This is a genomic window from Acidovorax sp. LjRoot66, from assembly GCF_964253305.1.
Classification (GTDB): domain Bacteria; phylum Pseudomonadota; class Gammaproteobacteria; order Burkholderiales; family Burkholderiaceae_C; genus Acidovorax.
The window spans coordinates 2,575,687-2,599,334 of sequence record NZ_CAXUQU020000001.1; the positions used below are offsets into that span (position 1 = coordinate 2,575,687).

Here is a 23,648-nt window from a genome sequence, read left to right on the forward strand (position 1 = left end):
CTGTGGTGGTGCATGTTCATCCACTTCAAGGGAGCATGTATGTCTGTGCAGCGACGTGATTGGCTGGGTGGCGCAGGTGCCACCGTATTGGGCGGTTGTCTGGGTCTGGTGGGCGTGGGGGCGCGCGCCGCGGTGCAATGGAAGCTGGCCACCGGCTACAAGCCGGAAACCTTCCACACCCAGAATGCGGAACTTTTCGCACAGGACGTGGGCAAGGCCTCGGGCGGGGAACTGGCCATCGCCGTGCATTCCAACAACAGCCTGGTCAAGCTGCCCGAGATCTTCGGGGCGGTGCAGTCGGGCAAGGCCGAGGCAGGCGAAGTGCTGATGGCTGGCATCGTCAAGGACGTGCCCCTGGCCGGGGCCGACTCGGTGCCCTTCGTGCTGTCTACCTACAAGGATGCGCGGCGCCTGTGGCAGTACCAGGCGCCGCTGATCGAGACGGCTCTGGCCGCCAAGGGGCTGGTGCCGCTGTATGCCGTGGCCTGGCCGCCGCAGGGCCTGTTCTCGGTCAAGCCGGTGCGCACCAAATCAGACTTTCAGGGCCTGAAGATGCGCACCTACAACGCCACGACGGTGCGCATTGCCGAGCTGCTCGGCGCCACACCGGTGGATGTGGCCACGGCCGACATTCCCAAGGCCCTGGCCTCGGGCCAAATCGAAGCCATGATCACGTCGTCGGCCACCGGGGCCGAAAGCCAGGTGTGGACGCACGCCAAGTTCTACTACGAGCTCAATGCCTGGATTCCGAAGAACATGGTGTTTGCCAGCAAGAAGGCCATGGATGCGCTGTCTCCCGCGGCGCGCAAGGGGCTGCTGGACTCGGCCAAGGTGGCCGAGGACCGGGGCTGGACCATGAGCGAGGCGGCGCTGCGCAATGCCGTGGGCGACCTCAAGTCCCATGGCATGGCCGTCGAGCGCCTGTCGCTGGACCTGGGCCGCGAGATCGGCCGCCTGGGCGAACGTTTTTCACGCGAATGGGTGCGCACCGTCGGTAACGACGCCACCCGATTGTTCATTCCTTTCTACACACAGACTTCATGACGATGGCATCTTCCGCCTCCACCCACCCCGCACGCTGGCAGTTCTGGATCGACCGGGGAGGCACTTTCACCGATGTGGTCGGCAAGCGGCCCGACGGCAGTCTGGTCACGCACAAGCTGCTGTCCGAGAACCCCGAGCAGTACAAGGACGCGGCCGTGGCCGGCATCCGCCACCTGCTGGGCCTGAAGGCGGGCGAGCCGGTGACGCCTGAGGTGGTGGAGTGCGTGAAGATGGGCACCACGGTGGCCACCAATGCGCTGCTCGAGCGCAAGGGCGAGCCCACGCTCCTGATCACGACCAAGGGCTTTCGCGATGCGCTGCGCATCGCCTACCAGAACCGCCCGCGCCTGTTCGACCGCCACATCGTGCTGCCCGAGCTCTTGTACACCCGCGTGATCGAGGCGCAGGAGCGCATGGGCGCGCATGGCGAGGTGATCGAGGCGCTGGACGAGGCGCACCTGAAGGAGCGCCTGTGGGCCGCCTATGACGCCGGCCTGCGCAGCGCGGCCGTGGTCTTCATGCACGGCTACCGCTACACCGCGCACGAGGAGGCGGCCGCCCGCCTGGCGCGCGAAGCCGGCTTCACGCAGGTGAGCGCATCGCACGCCACCAGCCCCATGATGAAGCTGGTGAGCCGCGGTGACACCACGGTGGTGGACGCCTACCTCTCGCCCATCCTGCGCCGTTATGTGGAGCAGGTGGCCAGCGAGATGCCGGGCGTGCCGCTGTTCTTCATGCAGTCCTCGGGCGGGCTGACCGACGCGCATGCCTTCCAGGGCAAGGATGCCATCCTCTCGGGCCCGGCCGGCGGCATTGTCGGCATGGCACGCACGGCCGGCCTGGCCGGGCACCAGCGCGTGATCGGCTTCGACATGGGCGGCACCTCCACCGACGTGAGCCACTATGCGGGGGAGTTCGAGCGCGAGTTCGAGACCCAGGTGGCCGGTGTGCGCATGCGCGCCCCCATGATGAGCATCCACACCGTGGCGGCGGGCGGCGGTTCCATCCTCGGCTTCGATGGCGCACGCTTTCGCGTGGGCCCCGAGAGTGCCGGTGCCAACCCCGGCCCGGCCAGCTACCGCCGCGGCGGCCCGCTGGCCGTGACCGATGCCAATGTGATGGTCGGCAAGATCCAGCCGGCGCACTTTCCGCGCGTGTTCGGCCATGGGGCCAATGAGGCGCTCGATGGCGACGCGGTCGTGCAGAAGTTCGCCGACCTGTCTGGCCAGACGGGCCGTGCCGCAGAAGATGTGGCCCACGGCTTCATCCAGATCGCCGTGCAGCAGATGGCCAATGCGATCAAGAAGATCTCGGTGGCGCGCGGCTACGATGTGACGCGCTACACCCTGCAGTGCTTTGGCGGGGCGGGTGGGCAGCACGCCTGCCTGGTGGCCGATGCGCTGGGCATGACGCGTGTGTTCGTACACCCGTTGGCGGGCGTGCTCAGCGCCTACGGCATGGGTCTGGCGGACCAGAACGTGATACGCGAGCAGGCAGTGGAGTGCAAGCTGGCACCCGAGGCCCTGGCGGGCATCGAGTCCACGCTGGAGCGCCTGGCCACGGCCGCGCGCTCCGAACTGGAGCAGCAGGCCGGCGACGGCACTGCCACGGTGCATCGGCGCGTGCATGTGCGCTATGAGGGCAGCGACTCTGCTTTGATTGTTCCATTTGGCGGCATCGAGGCCATCACAGCCAGCTTCGAGGCTGCGTACCGCCAGCGTTTTGCTTTCCTGATGCAAGGCAAGGGCCTGGTGGTGGAGGCCGTGTCGGTCGAGGCCGTGGTGCCCGGCGATGCGCCCGAGGAGCCGCGGTATGCCCTGCAGCCCGCGCGCGAGGTGCCGCGCCGCAGCACGGTGCGCATGTACACCGGCGGCACCGACGGCGTGGCCGCCTGGCACGACGCCGCCCTGGTGGTGCGCGAGGACCTGCGCCCCGGCGACGTGATCCCCGGCCCGGCCATCATTGCCGAGAAGAACGCCACCACCATCGTCGAGCCCGGCTGGGAGGCGCAGCTCACCGACCTGGACCACCTGCTGCTGGAGCGCCGCGTGGCGCGTGCCGTGCAGCACGCCGTAGGCACCACGGTGGACCCGGTGCTGCTCGAAGTGTTCAACAATCTGTTCATGAACATCGCCGAGCAGATGGGCCTGCAGCTGCAGAACACGGCCTACTCGGTCAACATCAAGGAGCGCCTGGACTTCAGTTGCGCACTGTTCGACACGGCGGGCAACCTGATCGCCAATGCGCCGCACATGCCGGTGCACTTGGGCTCCATGGGCGAGAGCATCAAGACGGTGATCCGCGACAACGCGGGCCGCATGCAGCCGGGCGACGTGTACGTGCTCAACGACCCCTACCACGGCGGCACGCACCTGCCCGACATCACGGTGATCACGCCGGTCTATATCGGCGAGGAGGCCGAGCCCACCTTCTACGTGGGCAGCCGCGGCCACCATGCGGACGTGGGCGGCATCACGCCGGGCTCCATGCCTCCGTTCTCCACGCGCATCGAGGAAGAGGGCGTGCAGATCAACAATGTGAAGCTGGTCGAGCGCGGCGTGCTGCGTGAGGCGGAGATGATCGCGCTGCTCGAGAGCGGCGAGTACCCTTCGCGCAACCCCCAGCAGAACATGGCCGACCTGCGCGCGCAGATCGCCGCCAACGAAAAGGGCCAGCAGGAGCTGCGCCGCATGGTGAGCGAGTTCGGCCTCGATGTCGTGCAGGCCTACATGCTCCATGTGCAGGACAACGCCGAGGAATCGGTGCGCCGCGTGATCACGCGCCTGAAGGATGGCCAGTTCACCTTGCCGCTGGACAATGGCTCGCAAATCAGCGTTGCCGTGCGCGTGGATGCCAAGAACCGCAGCGCCGAGATCGACTTCACGGGCACCAGCGCGCAGCAGACGCACAACTTCAATGCGCCCACGGCGGTGTGCATGGCGGCCGTGCTCTACGTGTTCCGCACCCTGGTGCAGGACGACATTCCGCTCAACGCTGGGTGCCTGAAGCCGCTCAAGGTCATCATCCCGCAGGGCTCCATGCTCAACCCCAATCCACCGGCGTCGGTGGTCGCAGGCAACGTGGAGACCTCCACCTGCATCACCAACGCCCTTTATGGCGCGCTGGGCCTGATGGCGGCGGGGCAGTGCACCATGAACAACTTCACCTTCGGCAGTGAGCGCTACCAGTACTACGAGACCATCTCGGGCGGCAGCGGTGCCGGCGGCGTGTGGGATGCCTCAGGCACGCTGGTGGACGGCTTTGCCGGCACGAGCGTGGTGCAGTGCCATATGACCAATTCGCGCCTGACGGACCCTGAGGTGCTGGAGTTCCGTTTCCCGGTGCGGCTGGAAGGCTACGAGATCCGCAAGGGCTCGGGCGGCGCGGGGCGCTGGGCGGGTGGCGATGGCGGCGTGCGCCGCGTGCTCTTCCTCGAGCCCATGACGGCCAGCATCCTCTCCAATGGCCGCCACCACGGTGCTTTCGGCATGGCCGGCGGCTCGCCGGGGGCCGTGGGCGTCAACAAGGTGGTGCGGGCCAATGGCAAGGTGGAAGCTCTGGACCACATTGGCCAAGCGCAGATGCAGCCCGGCGATGTGTTCGAAATCCACACCCCCGGGGGTGGAGGCTTCGGAACCCCGGGCTGACCGCCGGGGCCTACAGGTCCTTGCGGCCGGCAGGCGTGACGCTGCTCAGGCTGGGCGGCACGTCCTGCCCGGCCTGGCGGGCCCGGAAGAGGGCTGCGCGCATCAGGAAGATCGAGGTCACCGGCACGGTGACGGCCACGAAGCCCGCGATCAGCAGGGCGTGCAGTGCCAGGCTGCCGTCCGCGACGGAGAAATAGATCACGGTGGCATGCATGATGCACCAGCAACCCATGGTGGCAGCGATGGACGGCGCATGCAGGCGCTCGAAGAAGGTCGGCAGGCGCAGCAGGCCGGTGGCGCCGAGCAGGGCCATGCCCGCGCCCAGCAGCACCAGGGCCGCCACCACGATCTCCAGCCACAGGGGCAGCAGGGCGGTGGTGTTGGTCATTCGATCACCTCGCCGCGCAGCAGGAACTTGGCCATGGCCATGGACCCGACGAAGCTGAACAGTGCCAGCAGCAGTGCCGCCTCGAAGTAGTTCTTGCTGCCGTACAAGAGGCCCAGCACCAGCATGGCGAGCATGCCGTTGAGGTACATGCAGTCCAGCGCCAGCACCCGGTCCTGCGCCGACGGGCCCTTGAGCAGGCGGGCCAGCGCACAGCCCATGGCCAGCACCAGCATGAAGAGGGCGGCGGGCAGGGCCCAGTCGAGTATCGGGGTCATGATTCAAAGATCTCCATCAGGGGGCGCTCGTAGCGCTGCTTGATCTGCGCGGCAACGGCCTGGGCGTCGTCCACCTCCAGCACGTGCAGCATCAGCATGCTGCGGTCCACCGAGAGTTCGGCCCAGGCCGTACCCGGGGCGATGCTGACGATGACGGCCAGCACCGCAAGGGCATTGGCATCGCGCAACTCCAGGGGAATCTGCACGAAGCCCGAGGGGTGGCGCCTGCGGCCGGGCGACAGCAGCAGCCGGGAGACGGCGATGTTCGATTGCACAGTGTCGGCCATGACGGTCAGCGCCAGGCGCAGCGCCGCTCCTGGCGCGCGGATGCGCACGGGCAGGGGGCGCAGGCCGGCCGTGAGCAGCGGTATGGCGAGCGCCAGCACGCCACCCAGCACGATGTGGCCGGCGCTGACCGAGCGGTTGAGCAGCAGCCACAAGGCGAGCAGCGCCAGCGACAGCAGGGGGGCGGGGAGGATGCGCTTGATCATCACTGCGGCCTTCCGTTGGCGCCCGGTGCCGTGCCGGGCGGGTTGGGGACGGGCCTGGCGGACATCACGGCCTGCACATAGGTGCTGGGCGCGTGCAGGGCATCGGCCGTGGCCTGGGTGTAGCGCATCACGGCGCCGGCCTGCCAGGTCAGCAGCGCGCAGCCGGTGAGCAGCAGGGCAATGGGCAGGCCTTCGAGCACCAGCAGCTTGGGCGACGCACGCCCGTGCGATGCCCAGAAATGCCGTATGCCGGCACGGGTGAGTGCAATCAGCGCCAGCAGGCCCGTGCCCACCATCAGTGCCAGCAGCGCCCAGCCCGCAGACCCGAGCACGAAGCCGCCCGATGGTCCCAGGCCGAGCGGGTTGAGCAGGGCGTGGATCATCGCGAACTTGCCCACGAAGCCGGGCAGCGGCGGCAACCCGGCGATCACCAGCGTGCAGGCCATGAAGGCCAGGCCCAGGAAGGCCACTGCGGCGGGGATGACCCGTCCGATCAGCACCTCCTCCTTGTCGTCCAGGTTCAGCCCCTGGGCGGGCACCAGGTCGGGGGTGAGGAAGGGGGCGTCATCGGTCTGCTCGTAGGGGGCGAGGTTGGAGCCGTCGTTGCGCCAGCGGTCGATCAAATCGGTCAGCAAGAAGAGGGCGCTCACGGCCAGCGTGGAGCCCAGCAGGTAGTACAGCAGACCGGCCGTGAGCAGGGTCTGCCCGAAGCCCAGGGCCGCCAGCAGCGTGCCCGACGAGAGGATGGCCGCGTAGCCCGCAAGGTGTCCCAGGCGCTGCGAGCCCAGCATGCCGACGGCGCCAAAGGCCATGGTCACCAGGCCAGCGCCGATGAGCCACTGGCTGCCGAATTGGGCCGAGTCGCCGGCATCGCTGCTGAACATCAGCGTCCACAGCCTGAGGATGCTGTACACCCCCACCTTGGTCATGAGCGCGAACAGCGCACCCACGGGCGCGGTTGCCGCGCTGTAGGCCGGCACCAGCCAGAAGTTGAGCGGCCACACCGCAGCCTTGATGAGGAAGGCCACGGCCAGGATGCCGGCCGCCGCATGCAGCAACCCCCGGTCGGACGGGTCGATGCCTGCGATGCCGCGCGCCAGGTCGGCCATGTTCAGCGTGCCGGTGATGCCGTAGAGCATGGACACGCCGATCAGGAACAGCGACGAGGCAGCGAGGTTGATGGCGATGTAGTGCAGGCCCGCCGACACGCGGGGCCGGCCCGAACCATGCAGCAACAGGCCGTAGGAGGCCGCCAGCATGATCTCGAAGAACACGAACAGGTTGAACAGGTCGGCCGTGAGGAAGGCACCCGCCAGCCCCATGAGTTGGAACTGGAACAGCGGGTGGAAGTGCACCCCCGCCTTGTGCCAGCGTGCGACCGAAAACAGCACCGTGGCCAGCGCCACCGTGCTGGCCAGCACCAGCATCATGGCCGAGAGGCGGTCGAGCGCCAGCACGATGCCGAAGGGCGCCGGCCAGTTGCCGGGCAGGTAGACCCCCAGGCTGGTCTGCACGCCAGGCTGCTTGGCCTGCACCAGCAGCAGCACGGCGATGACCAGGCCGAGGAAGGTGGAGCCCACGTTCATGGCCACCTTGGTGCGCTGGCGCTCTTCGCGCAGCAGCAGCATGAGGCCGGCCGTGAGCAGCGGTAGCGCGATCGGCGCCAGGATCAGGTGCGGCATCAGCAGCGCCGTGACATGTGCGGTCAGCTCGCCCGTCATGGCATCTCCTGCGCGTCTTTGGCGCGCGTGCCGTCCACATGGTCGGTGCCCGACATGCCGCGCGAGGCCAGCAGCACCACGAGGAACAGCGCCGTCATGGCAAAGCCGATGACGATGGCCGTGAGCGTGAGCGCCTGGGGCATGGGGTCGGCGTAGTGGGCCAGGTCCTGCGGCAGGCCGGCCCGCAGGACCGGCTCCTTGTTGATCGCCAGGCCCAGGCGGCCCATGCTGAAGATGAACAGGTTCACGGCGTACGACAGCAGCGCCAGCCCCATGATGACCTGGAAGGTGCGCGGGCGCAGCAGCAGCCACACGCCCGAGCCGGTGAGTATGCCGATGGCCAGGGCCAGAATCAGTTCCATCAGTGGGCTCCTTGGACGTTGTTGTGGGGGGCGGTGGCGACCGATGCGGCGGCCATGGCGGCGGCCTGCTCCTCCAGCGCTTCCTCGGCAGCGCGGGCGTTGTAGCGGTGGCTGCGCACCGACTGGTGGGCAATGGCCGTGAGAATCAGCAAGGTGGAGCCCACCACCAGCGTGAACACGCCGATGTCGAAGAACAAGGCGCTGGCCACGTGCACCTCGCCCACCACCGGCAGGTGCAGGTGCGCCGTGTGGCTGGTGAGGAAGGGGTAGCCCCAGAACAGCGCACCCAGGCCCGTGGCCAGGGCGATCAGCAGGCCGGTGCCGATCCAGCGGCGCGGGTACAGCGGCAGGTGGGCTTCGACCCACGAGGTGCCGGACACCATGTACTGCAACACCAGCGCTACCGAGAAGACCAGCCCGGCCACGAAGCCGCCGCCGGGCTCGTTGTGCCCGCGCATGAAGAGGTACACGGCCACCAGGGTCGCAAATGGCAGCAGCAGGCGCACCAGCACTGCGGGCACCATGAGGTAGCCCACGGCGGTGTCCATGGTCTGGCGCGGGTTGGCCAGGTCGGTGGCCACGTCGGCGGGTACGGCGCGCTGCTGGGGCGGCAGGTCCATCACCTCGCGCGCCGGGCGAAAGCGCCGCAGCAGCGCATACACCGTGAGGGCCACGATGCCCAGCACCACGATCTCGCCGAAGGTGTCGAAGCCGCGGAAGTCCACCAGCATCACGTTGACCACGTTGGTGCCGCCGCCGTCGGTGAGCGCACGCTCCAGGAAGAAGGTGGAGGTGCTCTCGGGGAAAGGCCGGCTCATCATGGCGAACGACAGCAGCGCCATGCCGCCGCCGGTGAGCAGGGCCAGGGTCATGTCGCGGTAGCGGCGCAGCTGCGTGCGGCGCTCCTGCGCCAGCGTGGGCACGCGCAGGCTCTCGTCGCGCCGGGGGAGCCAGCGCAGGCCCAGCAGGATCAGGATGGTGGTCACCACCTCCACCACGATCTGTGTGAGCGCCAGATCGGGTGCCGAGAACCACAGGAAGGTCAGGCAGGTGCACAGCCCCGCGCCGCCCAGCAAGGTCAGTGCCGCCAGTCGGTGGTACTTGGCCTGCCAGGCAGCGGCCACCGCGCACATGGAGCCCAGGAACCACAGCACCGCGAACGCGGGCGACAGGGGCAACTGCTCGCGCGCACCGATGGGCAGGCCGCGCACCCACAGCGGCAGTGTGCCGGCCACCAGGGCCGCAGCCACCAGCCACAGCATCTGCCACTGCAGGCGCTGGGTGCCCAGCAGGCGTCGGCCGTTGCGCCCGGCCAGCGAAAGCCGCGCCAGGGTGCCGTCAAACAACTGCTGACCGCTGATGTGGCGCATCAGCGGTGGTGCGTCGAGCGCGCCGCGCGCACGCAGCCAGCGCAGCAGCAGGTACAGCGCAATGCCGCCCGCCAGCGCCACCAGGCTCATCACGAACGGGGTGTTGAAGCCATGCCAGACCGCCAGGCTGTACGTGGGCAGCTCGCCCCCCACCACGGGGCGTGCAGCGGCCTGCAGCACGGCGCCCACGGACCAGGCAGGCAGGGTGCCCACCACCAGGCAGGCCAGTACCAGCAGCTCGACCGGCACGCGCATCCAGTGCGGGGGCTCGTGCGGGGTGCGGGGCAGGTCGGTGGCGGGCGGGCCCCAGAACACGTCGACCGTGAAGCGCAGCGAGTAGGCCACGCTGAAGATGCCGGCCACGGTGGCGGCCACGGGCAGCAGAACCTCGAGCCAGGGCACGGTGTTCACGAACACCGTTTCGGCAAAGAACATCTCCTTGGACAAAAAGCCGTTGAGCAGCGGCACGCCCGCCATGGCGGCACTGGCCACCATGGCCAGCGTGCCGGTGATGGGCATCATGCGCACCAAGCCCGACAGGCGCCGGATGTCGCGCGTGCCGCTTTCATGGTCGACGATGCCGGCCGCCATGAACAGCGAGGCCTTGAAGGTCGCGTGGTTCATGATGTGGAACACCGCCGCCACGGCCGCCAGCGGGCTGTTCAGGCCCAAGAGCAGCGTGATGAGCCCCAGGTGCGAGATGGTGGAGTAGGCCAGCAGCCCCTTGAGGTCGTTCTGGAACATGGCCGCATAGCCACCCACCAGCAGCGTGCACAGGCCCGCGCCACCCACCAGCCAGAACCACTGCTCCGTGCCTGCCAGCGCCGGCCACAGCCGTGCCAGCAGGAACACGCCGGCTTTGACCATGGTGGCAGAGTGCAGGTAGGCAGACACCGGCGTGGGCGCCGCCATGGCGTTCGGCAGCCAGAAGTGGAACGGGAACTGGGCGCTCTTGGTGAAGGCGCCCAGCAGGATCAGCACCAGCGCCGTGAGGTACAGCGGGTGCGCCTTGATCAGCGCGCCTGCGGCCAGCACGTGGTCGAGGTCGTAGCTGCCCACGATGTGGCCCAGCACCAGCATGCCGGCCAGCATGCACAGCCCGCCCGTACCGGTGACGGTGAGCGCCATGCGCGCGCCGCGCCGCGCATCCTTGCGGTGGTGCCAGTAGCCGATCAGCAAAAAGGAGAACAGGCTGGTCAGTTCCCAGAACAGGGCGATCTGGATGATGTTGCCCGAGAGCACCACGCCCACCATGGCGCCCATGAAGGCCAGAAAGAACGAGAAGAAGCGCGGCACCGGGTCGGCCGCAGACATGTAGTAGCGCGCATACAGCACCACCAGCGAGCCGACCCCCAGCACCAGCATGCAGAACATCCAGGCAAAGCCGTCGAGCCGTATCACCAGGTTCAGGCCCAGCGCGGGCAGCCAGGTGATCTCCTGGCGCAGCACCTCGCCGCCCGCGATCTGGGGGAAGTACAGCGCGGCCTGCACCGTGCAGAACAGGGCGATGAGCCCGGCCAGGGTGGACTCGGTGTTGCGGGCGTTGGCGGGTAGGATGGCCGCCAGAAGACTGCCGATGAAGGGGAGAAGGATGAGGGTGATCAGGGGCATGCCCGAACGATTTTAGGGTGTGCCTCGAAAGTCCCTTTGTAAGGTCCGGAGAGGCTGCGCCTTCGCGGCGCCGGCTGCGCCCATGAAAAAGCCCGCCGAAGCGGGCTGGTGGGCGTGCGGGTGCGCCCTGTGCGCAGCCCATGCCTTACTTCTTCGCGTCGCTGGCAGCCGCCTGGGGGGCGGACGCAGCGGTTGCAGGTGCTGCCGCTTTGTCCTTCTTCTTGCTGGCGGGCTTGTCGTCGGCTTTGGCGGTCTTGCTCGCCTTGGTTTCTGCGCCTTTCTTCTTCTTGTCGGCCTTGGCCTGGGCTGCGGCGCTGAAGCGCTTGCCGTTGACGGTCAGACCCTCGGCCGAAAACCTGGCCGCCGTCTTCTCGCCCACGCCGCCGACTCGGCCGATGAAGTCGTTCCAGTCCTTGAACTCGCTGGCCTTGCGCTCGTTGATGATCTTCTCGGACATGGCCGGGCCGATGCCCTTGATGCCGTCCAGCTCGGCCGCGCTGGCCTTGTTCACGTCCACGGCCGCAAATGCGGTGCCGGCAAACAGCAGGGCGATGATGAGCAGGAATTTCTTGAACATGGATACGACTCCCTCGGTGTTGTGGTGCCGATCATCATATCGGTCGGCGCCCGGGGATCAAGTCGCTTGTGCCGCCGCTACAGCTCTTCCACGCGCCGAGCCGGGTAGCTGTCCCAGGTCTGGCAGCCCGGGCATTGCCAGAAGTGCTGGCGCGCCTCGAAGCCGCAGGCCGCGCAGCGGTAGCGGGTGAGGGGTTTCACGGCGTGGTCCAGTGCGCGCTGGACCTGCGGGTGGAAGGCCTCGTGCTCCAGCTTTTCGCCCGCCAGCCACTTGGCGGCGGCCACCAGGGATTTCTCCTTGTCCAGGTGGTCCACATAGCGCTGGCGGGCGCCTTCGCCTGCGCCTTGGGCTGTGTCGATGGCGACCAGGCTCTCCAGCACGTCGAGCGAGGGCGCGCTGTCGTAGTGTTCCTGCAGCAGTGCCTGGGCTTCCGTGCTGCGCCCTGTGCTGGCTGCGGCCTCGACCATCAGCGGGGCGGCCAGGGGCAGGGCGGCGGGGTTGTGCTCACCCAGCGCCTTCAGGGTGGCCAGCGCGGCCGCAGGCTGGCCCATCAGGTGCTGCAGGCGCGCCATGTCGATGCGGGCCCGTGCGGCGCCCGGGGCGGCGGCCACGGCCTGCTCCAGCAGAGCCAGGGCGCCGGCATGGTCGGCCTTGCTGCTGAGCGCCGCCGCCTGCTCGCACAGGTAGTGCGCCTGGCGGGTGCTGAAATCGCCCTGGTCGGCGTCGTGCATCTTGCGCGCAATGGAGGTGGCATGGGGCCAGTCGCGCGAGCGCTCGTAGATGGCCAGCAGCGCCAGGCGGGCCTGGGCCTCGAAGGGCGTGCCTTCCAGGCGGTTCAGCGCGTCTTCTGCACGATCAAGCAGGCCGGCCTTGAGGAAGTCGAGCGCCAGGGCGTGCTGGGCGCGCTCACGGTCGGTGCGGCCCAGGTCGCCGCGCGAGAGCAGGTGCTCGTGCACGCGCACGGCCCGGTCGTACTCGCCGCGGCGGCGAAACAGGTTGCCGAGGGCAAAGTGCAGCTCGGAGGTGTCGGGGTCGTTCTGCACGGCCTCGATGAAGGCATCGATGGCCTGGTCCTGCTGCTCGTTGAGCAGGAAGTTCAGGCCCTTGAAGTAGGCCTTGGGTGCGCGGCGGTTCTCGGCACGCAACTGGCGCAGGTCGAAGCGCGATGCCAGCCAGCCGAGCACGAAGGCCAGCGGCAGGCCCAGCAAAATCCAGCTGAGGTCAAATTCCATGGATGGGCGGCATCTCGGCAGGTGCGGCTTCGGCGGGGACGGCGGCCTTGGCGGGGGTGGCGGGTGGGGCCTGCTTGAGGGCCTGGCGTGCCACGCTGCGGTGCTTCCACCAGCGCGGCACCATGCCCAGCACGCCCACGATGAGGCCGGCAGAGAAGGCCGTGAGCACGACCAGCACCAGCGGCGCGCGCCACTGCGTGCCGAAGAAGAAGTGCACGGTGGCGTCTTGCTGGTTGTTCAGCGCGAAAGCGAAGAGGGTAAAAAAAATGGCTGCCTTGAGCAGCCACAGGAGGTATTTCATGGGGCTCCCCGGTGGTGGGGAGATTCTACGGCGCCAAAATGGTGTGCACCCCCATGGGGAGTGTGCCATCTGGCAGCGTCGCGCCCGTCTGGTGCGTCAACCCGACGTGCCAGTGCCTTTCGCGGGGGCCTGCACCACGGGCGTGCTGTCTTCCATTTCCGCTGTGCGCTTGTCCACGGCTTCGCGCAGGGCCTTGCCTGGCTTGAAATGGGGCACGCGCTTTTCCGGGATCGCCACGGCTTCGCCGCTGCGTGGGTTGCGGCCCATGCGCGGTGGACGGTGGTTCACCGAGAAGCTGCCAAAACCCCGGATCTCGATGCGATGGCCGCGCACCAGCGCGTCGCCCACCGCGTCAAGAATGGTCTTGACGGCGTATTCGGCATCGCGGTGGGTGAGCTGGCCAAAGCGGGCGGCCAGTTCTTCAACAAGGTCAGAGCGGGTCATGGCGTCAATGTAGGGGTGAATGAGCAGCGGGCGCACTAGGCGCCCGCTGACTGACCTTCAAGGGGTCAGATTATCACTTGTCGGAGTTGTCCAGCTTGGCGCGCAGCAGGGCGCCCAGGCTGGTCGTACCGGCGCTTTCGCGGCTCGATTGCTGGCTCAGGTTGGCCATGGCGCCTTGCTCGTCGGCCATGTCCTTTTGCTTGATCGACAGCTGGATGTTGCGGGTCTTGCGATCCACATTGACCACCACAGCGGTGACTTCGTCGCCTTCCTTGAGCACGTTGCGGGCATCTTCCACGCGGTCGCGGGAGATTTCCGAAGCGCGCAGGTAGCCCACGATGTCTTCACCGAGGTCGATTTCAGCGCCACGGGCGTCCACGGTCTTGACCTTGCCGGTCACCGTCTGGCCCTTGTCGTTCACGGTCACGAACGTGGTGAACGGGTCGCCGTCGAGCTGCTTGATGCCCAGCGAGATGCGTTCGCGGTCCACGTCCACGGCCAGCACGATGGCTTCCACTTCCTGGCCCTTCTTGTAGTTGCGAACGGCGGCTTCGCCAGGTTCGTTCCACGAGAGGTCGGACAGGTGAACCAGGCCGTCGATGCCGGCAGCCAGACCCACGAACACGCCGAAGTCGGTGATCGACTTGATCGGACCCTTGACGCGGTCACCGCGCTTCGTGTCCTGTGCGAATTCTTGCCATGGGTTGGCCTTGCACTGCTTCATGCCCAGGCTGATGCGGCGCTTGTCTTCGTCGATTTCCAGAACCATGACTTCGACTTCGTCGCCCAGCGAAACCAGCTTGGCGGGAGCGATGTTCTTGTTGGTCCAGTCCATTTCGGAGACGTGCACCAGGCCTTCGATGCCCGGCTCGAGTTCGACGAACGCGCCGTAGTCGGCAATGTTCGTGATCTTGCCGAACAGGCGCGTGCTCTGGGGGTAGCGGCGGTTCACGCCCATCCATGGATCGTCGCCCATTTGCTTCAGACCCAGCGAAACACGGTTCTTTTCGGTGTCGAACTTGAGGATCTTGGCGGTGATTTCCTGGCCAGCCGTCACCACTTCCGATGGGTGACGCACGCGGCGCCATGCCATGTCGGTGATGTGCAGCAGGCCGTCGATGCCGCCCAGGTCCACGAACGCACCGTATTCGGTGATGTTCTTGACCACGCCTTGAACGATGGAGCCTTCCTTGAGGGTTTCCATCAGCTTGGCGCGCTCTTCGCCCATGGAGGCTTCCACCACGGCGCGGCGGCTCAGCACCACGTTGTTGCGCTTGCGGTCGAGCTTGATGACCTTGAATTCCAGGGTCTTGTTCTCGTAAGGCGTCAGGTCCTTGATAGGACGCGTGTCGATGAGCGAACCGGGCAGGAACGCGCGGATGCCGTTGACCAGAACGGTCAGGCCGCCCTTGACCTTGCCGCTGGTAGTGCCGGTGACGAATTCGCCGGATTCCAGGGCCTTTTCCAGGCTCATCCACGAAGCCAGGCGCTTGGCGGTGTCGCGCGACAGGATGGTGTCGCCGTAGCCGTTTTCGATGGAGCCGATGGCCACCGACACGAAGTCACCCACTTGGACTTCGACTTCGCCCTTGTCGTTCTTGAATTCTTCCAGCGGCACGTAGGCTTCAGACTTGAGGCCGGCGTTGACCACGACGAAGTTGTGTTCCACGCGCACGACTTCGGCGGTGATCACTTCGCCTGGGCGCATTTCGGTACGCTGCAGGGATTCTTCAAAAAGGGCGGCAAAAGATTCTGACATGTGTTTCCTTGCCACAAACAGGATTCCGGGAGCACCATTGCTTCCGTTTTTATAGCTGCTTGCGGTGGTTTTTTGCGGCAAAGCCGCGGTTAGGTGGTGGTTGATCCACAGGGCCCGTGCGCTGGTGAGCGAGCGGTGCCATTGGGGCCGTGCAGGGCTTGCGCCCTGGCTTGCAGCGCCTTGCGGCCCTGCCAGTCAGCCCTGCGCGGCCGGGGCTGCGAAAGGCTGCCGCTCCTGCCACCAGACAAGTACCTGATCGACGGCTTCATCAATCGTCAATTCGGAGTTGTCCAGCACCAGGGCGTCCTGCGCGGGCTTCAAGGGGGCGACGCTGCGGGAACTGTCCCGCGCATCGCGCGCCTCTAGGTCTGCACGAAGGTCGGCTATGTTAGCTGAAAATCCCTTTGAAATCAACTGCTTATACCGGCGCTCCGCGCGGCACGCGGCGCTGGCCGTCAAATACACCTTGAGCGGGGCTTCGGGGAAGATCACCGTGCCCATGTCGCGGCCGTCCGCCACCAGGCCCGGCAGGCGCCGAAAGCTGTGCTGCAGGTCCACCAGGGCCTCGCGCACGGCGGGCAGGGACGATACGCGCGAGGCGTTCATGCCCGCCTCTTCGGTGCGGATATCGTCGGTGACGTCGTCCTGGCCGAGCAGCACGCGCCCGCCCTCGAAGTGCACGGGCAGGGTCTTGGCCATGTCGGCAATGCGGGTTTCGTGCGCCGCGTCGATGGCCAGGCCCTGGCGGATGGCCGCCAGCGCCGTGATGCGGTACATGGCACCCGAGTCTAGGAAGCGGTAGCCCAGGCGCTGGGCCACGGCCGCCGCCACGGTGCCCTTGCCCGACGCAGTGGGGCCGTCGATGCAGATCACCGGGGTGCGCTCGGTGGCGGCATGCGCCACCGAAAACAGTGCCTCGAAATAGTCCGGGAAGGTCTTGGCCACGCACCTGGGGTCTTCGATGCGCACCGGCAACCTGGCCGGATTGAACGCCGCGAGCGAGAAGCACATGGCCACGCGGTGGTCGTCGTAGGTGTGGATGCTGGCGGCCTTCCAGTCGGCCAACTGCGCGGGCGGGGTCACGCGGATGAAATCGGCGCCTTCTTCCACCGAGGCGCCGAGCTTGCGCAGCTCGGTGGCCATGGCGGCGATGCGGTCGGTTTCCTTCACGCGCCAACTGGCGATGTTGGTCAGCGTGGTGGTGCCCTCTGCGTACAGTGCCATCACCGCCAATGTCATGGCCGCGTCGGGAATGTGGTTGCAATCGAGGTCGATGGCTTGGAGCGGCCAGCCCTCGCCGGGCTCACCCCGGCGGATGTGCAGCCAGTTGGCGCCGCCGGTGACGTGCGCGCCCATGGCGCGCGCGGCCTCCACAAAGCGGATGTCGCCCTGAATGGAGTCGAGTCCCACGCCATGGATGCGGATGCCTTCGGGCAGGCCTTCGTGTCCCGCGGCAATGGCGCCCAGCGCGATGAAGTAGCTGGCCGAGGAGGCGTCGGCCTCCACATGGATGTCGCCGGGCGAACGGTATTGGCTGCCAGCGGCAATGGTGAAGCGCTGCCAGTCCTGGTGCGTGACCTCGATGCCGAAGCGGGTCAGCAGTTGCAGCGTGATGGCGATGTAGGGCTTGGAGATCAGCTCGCCCACCACGTCGATCACGATGTCCTGGTCGCGTGCCGCCAGGGGCAGCGCCATGAGCAGGGCCGTGAGGAACTGGCTGGACACGTCGCCGCGCACGCGGATGGGCGCGGCCAGCGCCAGGGCTGGCACACCCTGGCCGTGCGCAATGCGCAGCGGCGGGTAGCCATCATTGCCCAGGTAGTCGATCTGGCAACCGAGCTGGCGCAGCGCATCGACCAGGTCGCCGATGGGGCGCTCGTGCATGCGCGGCACGCCGGACAGCTCGAACTCGCCGCCCAGCAGCGACAGCGCGGCGGTGAGCGGGCGCATGGCCGTGCCGGCATTGCCCATGAACAGCTTGGCCGGTGAGCGGGGTGTGGCGCCGCCCAGGCCGGTGATGCGCACGGTGCTGCTGCCGTCCTCGTCCACCGTGCAGCCGATCTGGCGCAGGGCATCGAGCATGACGCGCGTGTCGTCCGAGGCCAGCAGGTCGTGCACGGTGGTGGTGCCTGCGCTCAGTGCGGCCAGCAGCAGCACGCGGTTGGAGATGCTCTTGGAGCCGGGCAGGTGGACTTCGCCGCCTGCCGCGTCCAGGGCCGGCAGGTCGAGATAGGGCGTGCTGAACATCAGCGCCCCTTGCTCGTGCGCTGCGCGCCCATGCGCCAGTGCGCGCGGGTCTCGCTGGCCAGGGTGATCATGTCTTCCAGAGCCTGTGCGTCGCCCTTCTGCATGGCCTGCTCGATGTTCTGCAGGGTCTGCTGGAACAGCCGCGACTGGGCCAGCAATTCCTCGCGGTTGGACAGCAGGATGTCGCGCCAGACCTTGGGGTCGCTGGCGGCAATGCGCGTGAAATCGCGAAAACCGGGGCCGGCCAGCGACAGGAAGTCGTCACCATCGTTCTGGCCCGTGATGCTGTTCATCATGGCAAAGGCCAGCAGGTGGGGCAGGTGGCTCACGGCGGCAAAGGCCGCGTCGTGCGATTCGGGCGACATGCTGCTCACGCGGCAGCCCAGCGCAGTCCACACGGTCTCGGCCTGGCTGAGCTGGGTGGTCAGCGTTTTCTCGGTAGGGGTCAGGATGACCTGGCGGCCGGTGTACAGCTCGGCATCGGCATGCTCCACGCCCGCGACCTCGCGGCCCGTGATGGGGTGGGCGGGCACGAACGAGCCCACCTGGTCGCGCAGCGCGCGGCGTGCGGCCTGCACCACGTCGGCCTTGGTGGAGCCTACGTCCATGATCAGCATGTTGGGCGTGACCAGGTGCTTGATGGCCTTGAGCGTGGCTTCGGTGGCGGAGACGGGCACGGCCACCAGCACGATGTCGGCGCCGGCCACGGCCAGCAGGGCCGAGGGGGCCTCCACGTCGATCACGCCCATCTGGCGCGCACGGTCGGTGGTGGAGGGCGACTTGCTGTAGCCGACCACGCGCTTGACCAGGCCGGCCTTTTTCATCGCCAGGGCGAAGGAGCCGCCCATGAGGCCGCAGCCGATGAGTCCCAATTGTTCAAACATGGTGCGATTCCGGCATGTATCGGTGCGGGACTGTTCCCCGCGAGAGCGCAGCCGTCCCCAGGGGGGCGGTGGCCAGGCATCGGGCGGTGCGCGCTGGCGTCATGGCGCGACCGGGTAGGTGCCCAGCACCTTGTAGAAGGCGCACAGGCTGCGCAGCTCTTCGAGCGCGCGCGCCAGGTGGGGCTGGGCGGGGTGGCCGTCCAGGTCGATGTAGAAGTAGTACTCCCACTGGCCGGTGCGCGCGGGGCGCGATTCGAAGCGCGTCATGGACACGCCGTGGGTCTTGAGCGGCACTAGCAGGTCGTGCACGGCGCCGGGCCGGTTGGGTACCGAGACCACCAGGCTGGTGCAGTCCTTGCCCGAGGGAGGGGGCGTCTGCAGCGTGTGCGGCAGGCAGATGATGGCAAATCGCGTGCGGTTGTAGGCATCGTCCTGGATGGCATGCGAGACGATGTGCAGGCCGAACTGGGTGGCAGCGCGTTCGCTCGACAGCGCGGCCCAGGCAGGGTTGGTCGTGGCCAGCCGGGCGCCTTCGGCATTGCTCGACACCGGGCGGCGCTCGGCATGCGGCAGGTGCTTGGACAGCCAGGCCTGGCACTGGGCCAGGGCCTGAGGGTGGGCCAGCACCGCCTCGATGCCGTCCAGCGAATTGCTGGTGCGCAGCAGGTTGTGGCGCACCAGCAGGCTGACCTCGCCAACCACATGGGTGGGGGTGTGCAGGAACAGGTCGAGCGAGCGCGTGACCACGCCTTCGGTGGAGTTCTCCACGCCCACCACGCCGTACTGGGCGCTGCCTGCGGCCGTGGCGTGGAACACTTCGTCGAAGTTGGCGCAGTACATCAGGTCGGCCGCACCACCGAAGAACTCGATGGCCGCCTGCTCGCAGAAGGTGCCCTCGGGGCCGAGCACGGCCACGCGCTGGGGCGATTCGAGCGCCAGGCAGGCCGACATGATCTCGCGCCAGATGGCGGCCACGTGCGGGCCCTTGAGCGGGCCCGGGTTGGCGGTCTGGATCTTGTCGATGACCTGGGCCACGCGGTCGGGGCGAAAGAACGGCGTGCCCTCGCGCTTCTTGACCTCGCCGACCTGTTCGGCCACCAGGGCCCTCTGGTTGAGCAGCGTGAGCAATTGCTGGTCGATGGAGTCGATCTGCACGCGCAGGCTGGCGAGATCAGGGGAGGCTTGCGGTTGGGTCATGTAAGAGGCAACTTTTCGGGCTGGCGTCCGGATGAGAGGGAGGGGCAGGGGCTCAGGCGCGCTTTTGTTCAAATTCTCGCATGTAGTCCACCAGCGCCTGTACACCGGCCAATGGCATGGCGTTGTAGACGCTGGCGCGCATGCCGCCCACGGACTTGTGGCCCTTGAGTTGCAGCAGGCCGCGCTCGCGCGCGCCGGCCAGGAAGGCATCGTTGCGCGACTCGTCACGCAGGAAGAACGGGATGTTCATGCGCGAGCGGCAGTTGGCGGCCACCTTGTTCACATAAAGCTGCGAGGCGTCGATGGCGTTGTAGAGCAACTCGGCCTTGGCGATGTTGCGCTGCTCCATCGCGGCCACGCCGGTCAGCTCGCCCTCGCGCTGGCGCAGCAGCCACTGGAAGGTCAGGCCCGCCACGTAGATGCCCCAGGTGGGCGGGGTGTTGTACATGGACTCGTTGTCCGCCACGGTCTTGTAGTCGAAGGCGCTTGGGCAGGCGGGCAGGGCATGGCCCAGCAGGTCCTCGCGCACCACCACCAGGGTCAGGCCGGCGGGGCCCAGGTTCTTCTGTGCGCCGCCAAAGGCCAGGCCCACGCGCGACCAGTCCACGCTGCGCGAGGCCACGTGCGACGAGAAGTCGATGACCAGGGGGGCATCCGAGCCCAGGGCCTTGAGATCGGGCAGTTCGTGGAACTCGATGCCGTTGATGGTCTCGTTGCTGCAGATGTGCAGGTAGCTGGCGCCCCGGCTTAGGTTCCAGGTGGAGGGGGCGGGCAGGGTCGTGAAGTCGCTGTCCTGGCTGCTGGCGGCGATGTTGACCTCGGAGGCGTACTTGCGCGCCTCCTTCTGCGACTTCTGGCTCCAGCTGCCGGTGACCACGAAGTCCACTGCGGCGGCGCGCGAGAGGTTCAGCGGCACGATGGCGTTCTCGGCCAAGCCGCCGCCCTGCATGAACAGGATCTTGAAGTTCGCCGGCACGGCCAGCAGCGTGCGCAGGTCGGCCTCGGCCTGCTGGTAGATGGACAGAAACTCCTTGCCGCGGTGGCTCATCTCCATCACGCCCATGCCGCTGCCATGCCAGTCCAGCATTTCGGAGGCGGCTTGCTGCAGCACTTCGGCGGGGATGGCGGCGGGGCCGGCGGAGAAGTTGTAGGGGCGGTTCATCTGAAAACGAAAAATAGGACTGTCGTTCGATGGGCCTGGCGGCTTGCTGCCCGCTGTGGCCCGCACTGCTGTTGCCTGCTGCCCGATGGATAGGGCCTGCGGCACCCGGCGCCCCGGTGTGCCGCAGCCTGCAAGCGGTTCGTCGTCAGGACTCGGGAGTGCCGTCGGCGCCTGGCGCCGCATCGCCTTCGGTGCCAGCGCCACCCTCATCCGAACCCTCGGGATCGATCACGTTGGCGTCGTTCTCCACGATGCGCTGCAGGCCGCTGAGCTGGGAGCCTTCGTCCATGGCGATCAGCGTCACGCCCTGCGTGGCCCGGCCCAGTTCCCGGATCTCGGAGACACGGGTGCGCACCAGCACGCCCTTGTCGGTGATCAGCATGATCTCGTCGTCGGCATGCACCAGGGTGGCGGCCACGACCTTGCCGTTGCGCTCGCTCTGCTGGATGGCGATCATCCCCTTGGTGCCTCGGCCATGGCGCGTGTACTCGACGATGCTGGTGCGCTTGCCGTAGCCGTTCTCGGTGGCGGTGAGCACGCTTTGCGTTTCGTCCTCGGCCACGAGCATGGCGATCACGCTCTGGCCGTCTTCCAGCGTCATGCCGCGCACGCCGCGGGCCTGGCGGCCCAGCGGGCGCACGTCGTTCTCGTCGAAGCGCACGGCCTTGCCGCCGTCGCTGAACAGCATCACGTCGTGCTGGCCATCGGTGAGTGCGGCGCCGATCAGGTAGTCGCCGTCATCGAGGTTGACGGCAATGATGCCGCCCTTGCGCGGGTTGCTGAATTCGTCGAGCGCCGTCTTCTTCACGGTGCCCATGCTGGTCGACATGAACACGTAGCGGTCGGCCGGGAAGGTGCGCATGTCACCCGTGAGCGCCAGCACCACGTTGATCTTCTCGCCCTCTTGCAGCGGGAACATGTTCACGATGGGGCGGCCGCGCGAGCCGCGCGAGCCTGCGGGCACTTCCCAGACCTTGAGCCAGTACAGCCGGCCGCGGTTGGAGAAGCACAGGATGTAGTCGTGCGTGTTGGCGATGAAGAGCTGGTCGATCCAGTCGTCTTCCTTCGTCGCTGTGGCCTGCTTGCCGCGCCCGCCGCGCTTTTGCGAGCGGTACTCGGACAGCGGCTGGCTCTTGATGTAGCCCGTGTGGCTGAGCGTCACCACCATGTCGGTGGGGGTGATCAGGTCCTCGGTGGAGAGGTCCTGCGCGCTGTACTCGACGATGCTGCGGCGTGCGCCCAGCTTGTTCTGGCCGAACTCCGTCTTGATGGAGGTGAGCTCTTCGCTGATGATGGTCGAGACGCGCTCGGGCTTGGCCAGGATGTCCAGCAGGTCTTCGATGACCGACATGACTTCCTTGTACTCGGCCACGATCTTGTCCTGCTCCAGGCCGGTGAGGCGCTGCAGGCGCATCTGCAGGATTTCCTGGGCCTGCGTTTCCGACAGGCGGTACAGGCCGTCCTGGCCCATGCCGAATTCCTTCTCCAGCGAGTCGGGGCGGTAGTCGTCGGCGCTGATCACGCCGCCGTCGGCACGCGTGCGGGTGAGCATCTCGCGCACCAGCTTGCTGTCCCAGGGGCGGGCCATCAGCTCGGCCTTGGCCACCGGTGGGGTGGGGGCGTTACGGATGATGGCGATGAAGTCATCGATGTTGGCCAGCGCCACGGCCAGGCCTTCGAGCACGTGGCCGCGGTCGCGCGCCTTGCGCAGCTCGAACACCGTGCGGCGGGTGACCACCTCGCGGCGGTGCTGCAAAAAGACGCTGATCAGGTCGCGCAGGTTGCACAGGCGGGGCTGGCCGTCGATCAGCGCCACCATGTTCATGCCGAAGGTGTCCTGCAGCTGCGTCTGCTTGTACAGGTTGTTGAGCACCACCTCGGGCACTTCGCCGCGCTTGAGTTCGATCACCAGGCGCATGCCCGACTTGTCGGACTCGTCCTGTATGTGGCTGATGCCCTCGATCTTCTTCTCGTGCACCAGCTCGGCCATGCGCTCCTGCAGCGTCTTCTTGTTGACCTGGTAGGGCAGCTCGTCGACGATGATCGCCTGGCGCTGGCCACGGTCGATGTCCTCGAAGTGGCACTTGGCGCGCATCACCACCTTGCCGCGGCCGGTGCGGTAGCCATCCTTCACGCCGTTGATGCCGTAGATGATGCCTGCCGTGGGGAAGTCGGGCGCAGGGATGATCTCCATCAGATCATCGACGGTGGCATCGGGGTTGCGCAGCATGTGCAGGCAACCGTCGACCACTTCGTTCAGGTTGTGCGGCGGGATGTTGGTGGCCATGCCCACCGCAATGCCTGACGAGCCATTGACCAGCAGGTTGGGCAGCTTGCTGGGAAGCACGATCGGCTCTGTCAGGCTGCCGTCGTAGTTCGGTCCGAAATCGACAGTCTCCTTGTCGATGTCGGCCAGCATTTCGTGTGCAATCTTGTCCAGGCGAATTTCGGTGTACCGCATGGCTGCGGCGTTGTCTCCATCGACCGAACCGAAATTGCCCTGGCCATCGATCAGCGGGTGGCGCAAGCTGAACGGCTGGGCCATGCGCACGATGGTGTCGTAGATGGCCGAGTCACCGTGCGGGTGGTACTTACCCATCGTTTCGCCGACCGCCTGGGCACTCTTGCGGTACTTGCTGTTGTAGTTGTTGCCCATCTCGTGCATGGCATACAGCACGCGCCGGTGTACGGGCTTCAGTCCATCGCGCGCATCGGGCAGGGCCCGGCCCACGATCACGCTCATCGCGTAGTCGAGGTAACTGCGCCGCATCTCCTCTTCGAGGCTGATGGGCAGGGTTTCTTTGGCAAACTGGGTCATAGGACGGCGGTGGCGGCGAAGGAGAATCATTTTAGAGGGGAAAGCGTGTCGCGCTCCCGCAACATATCGTCGCAATTACGGTTTTGTCCTACGGGCCCCAATGCGGTGCGGGCGCTTT

The 23,648-nt window shown here is 67.2% G+C and carries 18 protein-coding genes; 2 read left to right on the plus strand and 16 right to left on the minus strand.

Annotated elements, in window-relative coordinates:
• The first annotated feature begins 39 nt into the window (after nucleotides 1–39).
• Nucleotides 40–1,044: a TRAP transporter substrate-binding protein gene (locus ACSQ3Y_RS11910; RefSeq protein ID WP_082604398.1), complete on the plus strand. Its 1,005-nt coding sequence runs from the start codon at nucleotides 40–42 to the stop codon at nucleotides 1,042–1,044.
• A gap of 2 nt (nucleotides 1,045–1,046) precedes the next feature.
• Nucleotides 1,047–4,691 (plus strand): hydantoinase B/oxoprolinase family protein, encoded by a 3,645-nt coding sequence (locus tag ACSQ3Y_RS11915; protein ID WP_436177404.1) that lies wholly within the window; start codon nucleotides 1,047–1,049, stop codon nucleotides 4,689–4,691.
• 10 nt (nucleotides 4,692–4,701) lie between these two features.
• Here ACSQ3Y_RS11915 and mnhG read toward each other — a convergent pair whose 3' ends face one another.
• The 16 genes from mnhG to gyrA all read right to left on the minus strand — a co-directional run bounded on the left by mnhG (nucleotide 4,702) and on the right by gyrA (nucleotide 23,530).
• The gene (gene mnhG / locus ACSQ3Y_RS11920; protein WP_436177405.1) at nucleotides 4,702–5,079 is read right to left on the minus strand and encodes a monovalent cation/H(+) antiporter subunit G; all 378 of its coding nucleotides are present in this window, start codon (nucleotides 5,077–5,079) and stop codon (nucleotides 4,702–4,704) included.
• Entirely contained in the window at nucleotides 5,076–5,354 is a 279-nt protein-coding gene (locus ACSQ3Y_RS11925) for a K+/H+ antiporter subunit F (RefSeq protein WP_179681188.1), read from the minus strand. The genes mnhG and ACSQ3Y_RS11925 overlap by 4 nt, the downstream gene beginning before the upstream one ends.
• Entirely contained in the window at nucleotides 5,351–5,845 is a 495-nt protein-coding gene (locus ACSQ3Y_RS11930; RefSeq protein WP_436177406.1) for a Na+/H+ antiporter subunit E, read from the minus strand. The genes ACSQ3Y_RS11925 and ACSQ3Y_RS11930 overlap by 4 nt, the downstream gene beginning before the upstream one ends.
• The gene (locus ACSQ3Y_RS11935; protein WP_436177407.1) at nucleotides 5,845–7,566 is read right to left on the minus strand and encodes a monovalent cation/H+ antiporter subunit D; all 1,722 of its coding nucleotides are present in this window, start codon (nucleotides 7,564–7,566) and stop codon (nucleotides 5,845–5,847) included. The genes ACSQ3Y_RS11930 and ACSQ3Y_RS11935 overlap by 1 nt, the downstream gene beginning before the upstream one ends.
• Entirely contained in the window at nucleotides 7,563–7,928 is a 366-nt protein-coding gene (locus ACSQ3Y_RS11940) for a Na+/H+ antiporter subunit C (RefSeq protein ID WP_057205897.1), read from the minus strand. The genes ACSQ3Y_RS11935 and ACSQ3Y_RS11940 overlap by 4 nt, the downstream gene beginning before the upstream one ends.
• A complete protein-coding gene (locus tag ACSQ3Y_RS11945) occupies nucleotides 7,928–10,909 on the minus strand; it encodes a monovalent cation/H+ antiporter subunit A (RefSeq protein WP_436177408.1) in 2,982 nt (993 codons plus the stop codon). The genes ACSQ3Y_RS11940 and ACSQ3Y_RS11945 overlap by 1 nt, the downstream gene beginning before the upstream one ends.
• Nucleotides 10,910–11,054: 145 nt before the next feature.
• Nucleotides 11,055–11,486: a ComEA family DNA-binding protein gene (locus ACSQ3Y_RS11950; RefSeq protein WP_436177409.1), complete on the minus strand. Its 432-nt coding sequence runs from the start codon at nucleotides 11,484–11,486 to the stop codon at nucleotides 11,055–11,057.
• Between the two features lie 77 nt (nucleotides 11,487–11,563).
• Nucleotides 11,564–12,718, minus strand: a complete 1,155-nt coding sequence (gene lapB, locus ACSQ3Y_RS11955; RefSeq protein ID WP_436177410.1) for a lipopolysaccharide assembly protein LapB — start codon at nucleotides 12,716–12,718, stop codon at nucleotides 11,564–11,566.
• Entirely contained in the window at nucleotides 12,708–13,019 is a 312-nt protein-coding gene (locus ACSQ3Y_RS11960) for a LapA family protein (RefSeq protein ID WP_179681181.1), read from the minus strand. Before ACSQ3Y_RS11960 ends, lapB begins: the two co-directional genes overlap by 11 nt.
• A gap of 96 nt (nucleotides 13,020–13,115) precedes the next feature.
• A complete protein-coding gene (locus ACSQ3Y_RS11965) occupies nucleotides 13,116–13,463 on the minus strand; it encodes an integration host factor subunit beta (protein ID WP_427999985.1) in 348 nt (115 codons plus the stop codon).
• A 73-nt stretch (nucleotides 13,464–13,536) separates the two neighbouring features.
• Nucleotides 13,537–15,222 (minus strand): 30S ribosomal protein S1, encoded by a 1,686-nt coding sequence (gene rpsA / locus ACSQ3Y_RS11970; protein ID WP_057205905.1) that lies wholly within the window; start codon nucleotides 15,220–15,222, stop codon nucleotides 13,537–13,539.
• A 195-nt stretch (nucleotides 15,223–15,417) separates the two neighbouring features.
• Nucleotides 15,418–17,469, minus strand: coding sequence for a bifunctional 3-phosphoshikimate 1-carboxyvinyltransferase/cytidylate kinase (locus ACSQ3Y_RS11975; RefSeq protein ID WP_436177411.1), 2,052 nt, complete (start codon nucleotides 17,467–17,469; stop codon nucleotides 15,418–15,420).
• Nucleotides 17,469–18,353, minus strand: a complete 885-nt coding sequence (locus ACSQ3Y_RS11980) for a prephenate dehydrogenase (protein WP_057205909.1) — start codon at nucleotides 18,351–18,353, stop codon at nucleotides 17,469–17,471. The genes ACSQ3Y_RS11975 and ACSQ3Y_RS11980 overlap by 1 nt, the downstream gene beginning before the upstream one ends.
• Before the next feature lie 99 nt (nucleotides 18,354–18,452).
• A complete protein-coding gene (gene pheA / locus ACSQ3Y_RS11985; protein WP_057205911.1) occupies nucleotides 18,453–19,550 on the minus strand; it encodes a prephenate dehydratase in 1,098 nt (365 codons plus the stop codon).
• 52 nt (nucleotides 19,551–19,602) lie between these two features.
• A complete protein-coding gene (gene serC / locus ACSQ3Y_RS11990) occupies nucleotides 19,603–20,712 on the minus strand; it encodes a 3-phosphoserine/phosphohydroxythreonine transaminase (RefSeq protein WP_436177412.1) in 1,110 nt (369 codons plus the stop codon).
• Between the two features lie 145 nt (nucleotides 20,713–20,857).
• The gene (gyrA, locus tag ACSQ3Y_RS11995; RefSeq protein WP_436177413.1) at nucleotides 20,858–23,530 is read right to left on the minus strand and encodes a DNA gyrase subunit A; all 2,673 of its coding nucleotides are present in this window, start codon (nucleotides 23,528–23,530) and stop codon (nucleotides 20,858–20,860) included.
• Nucleotides 23,531–23,648: the final 118 nt, after the last annotated feature.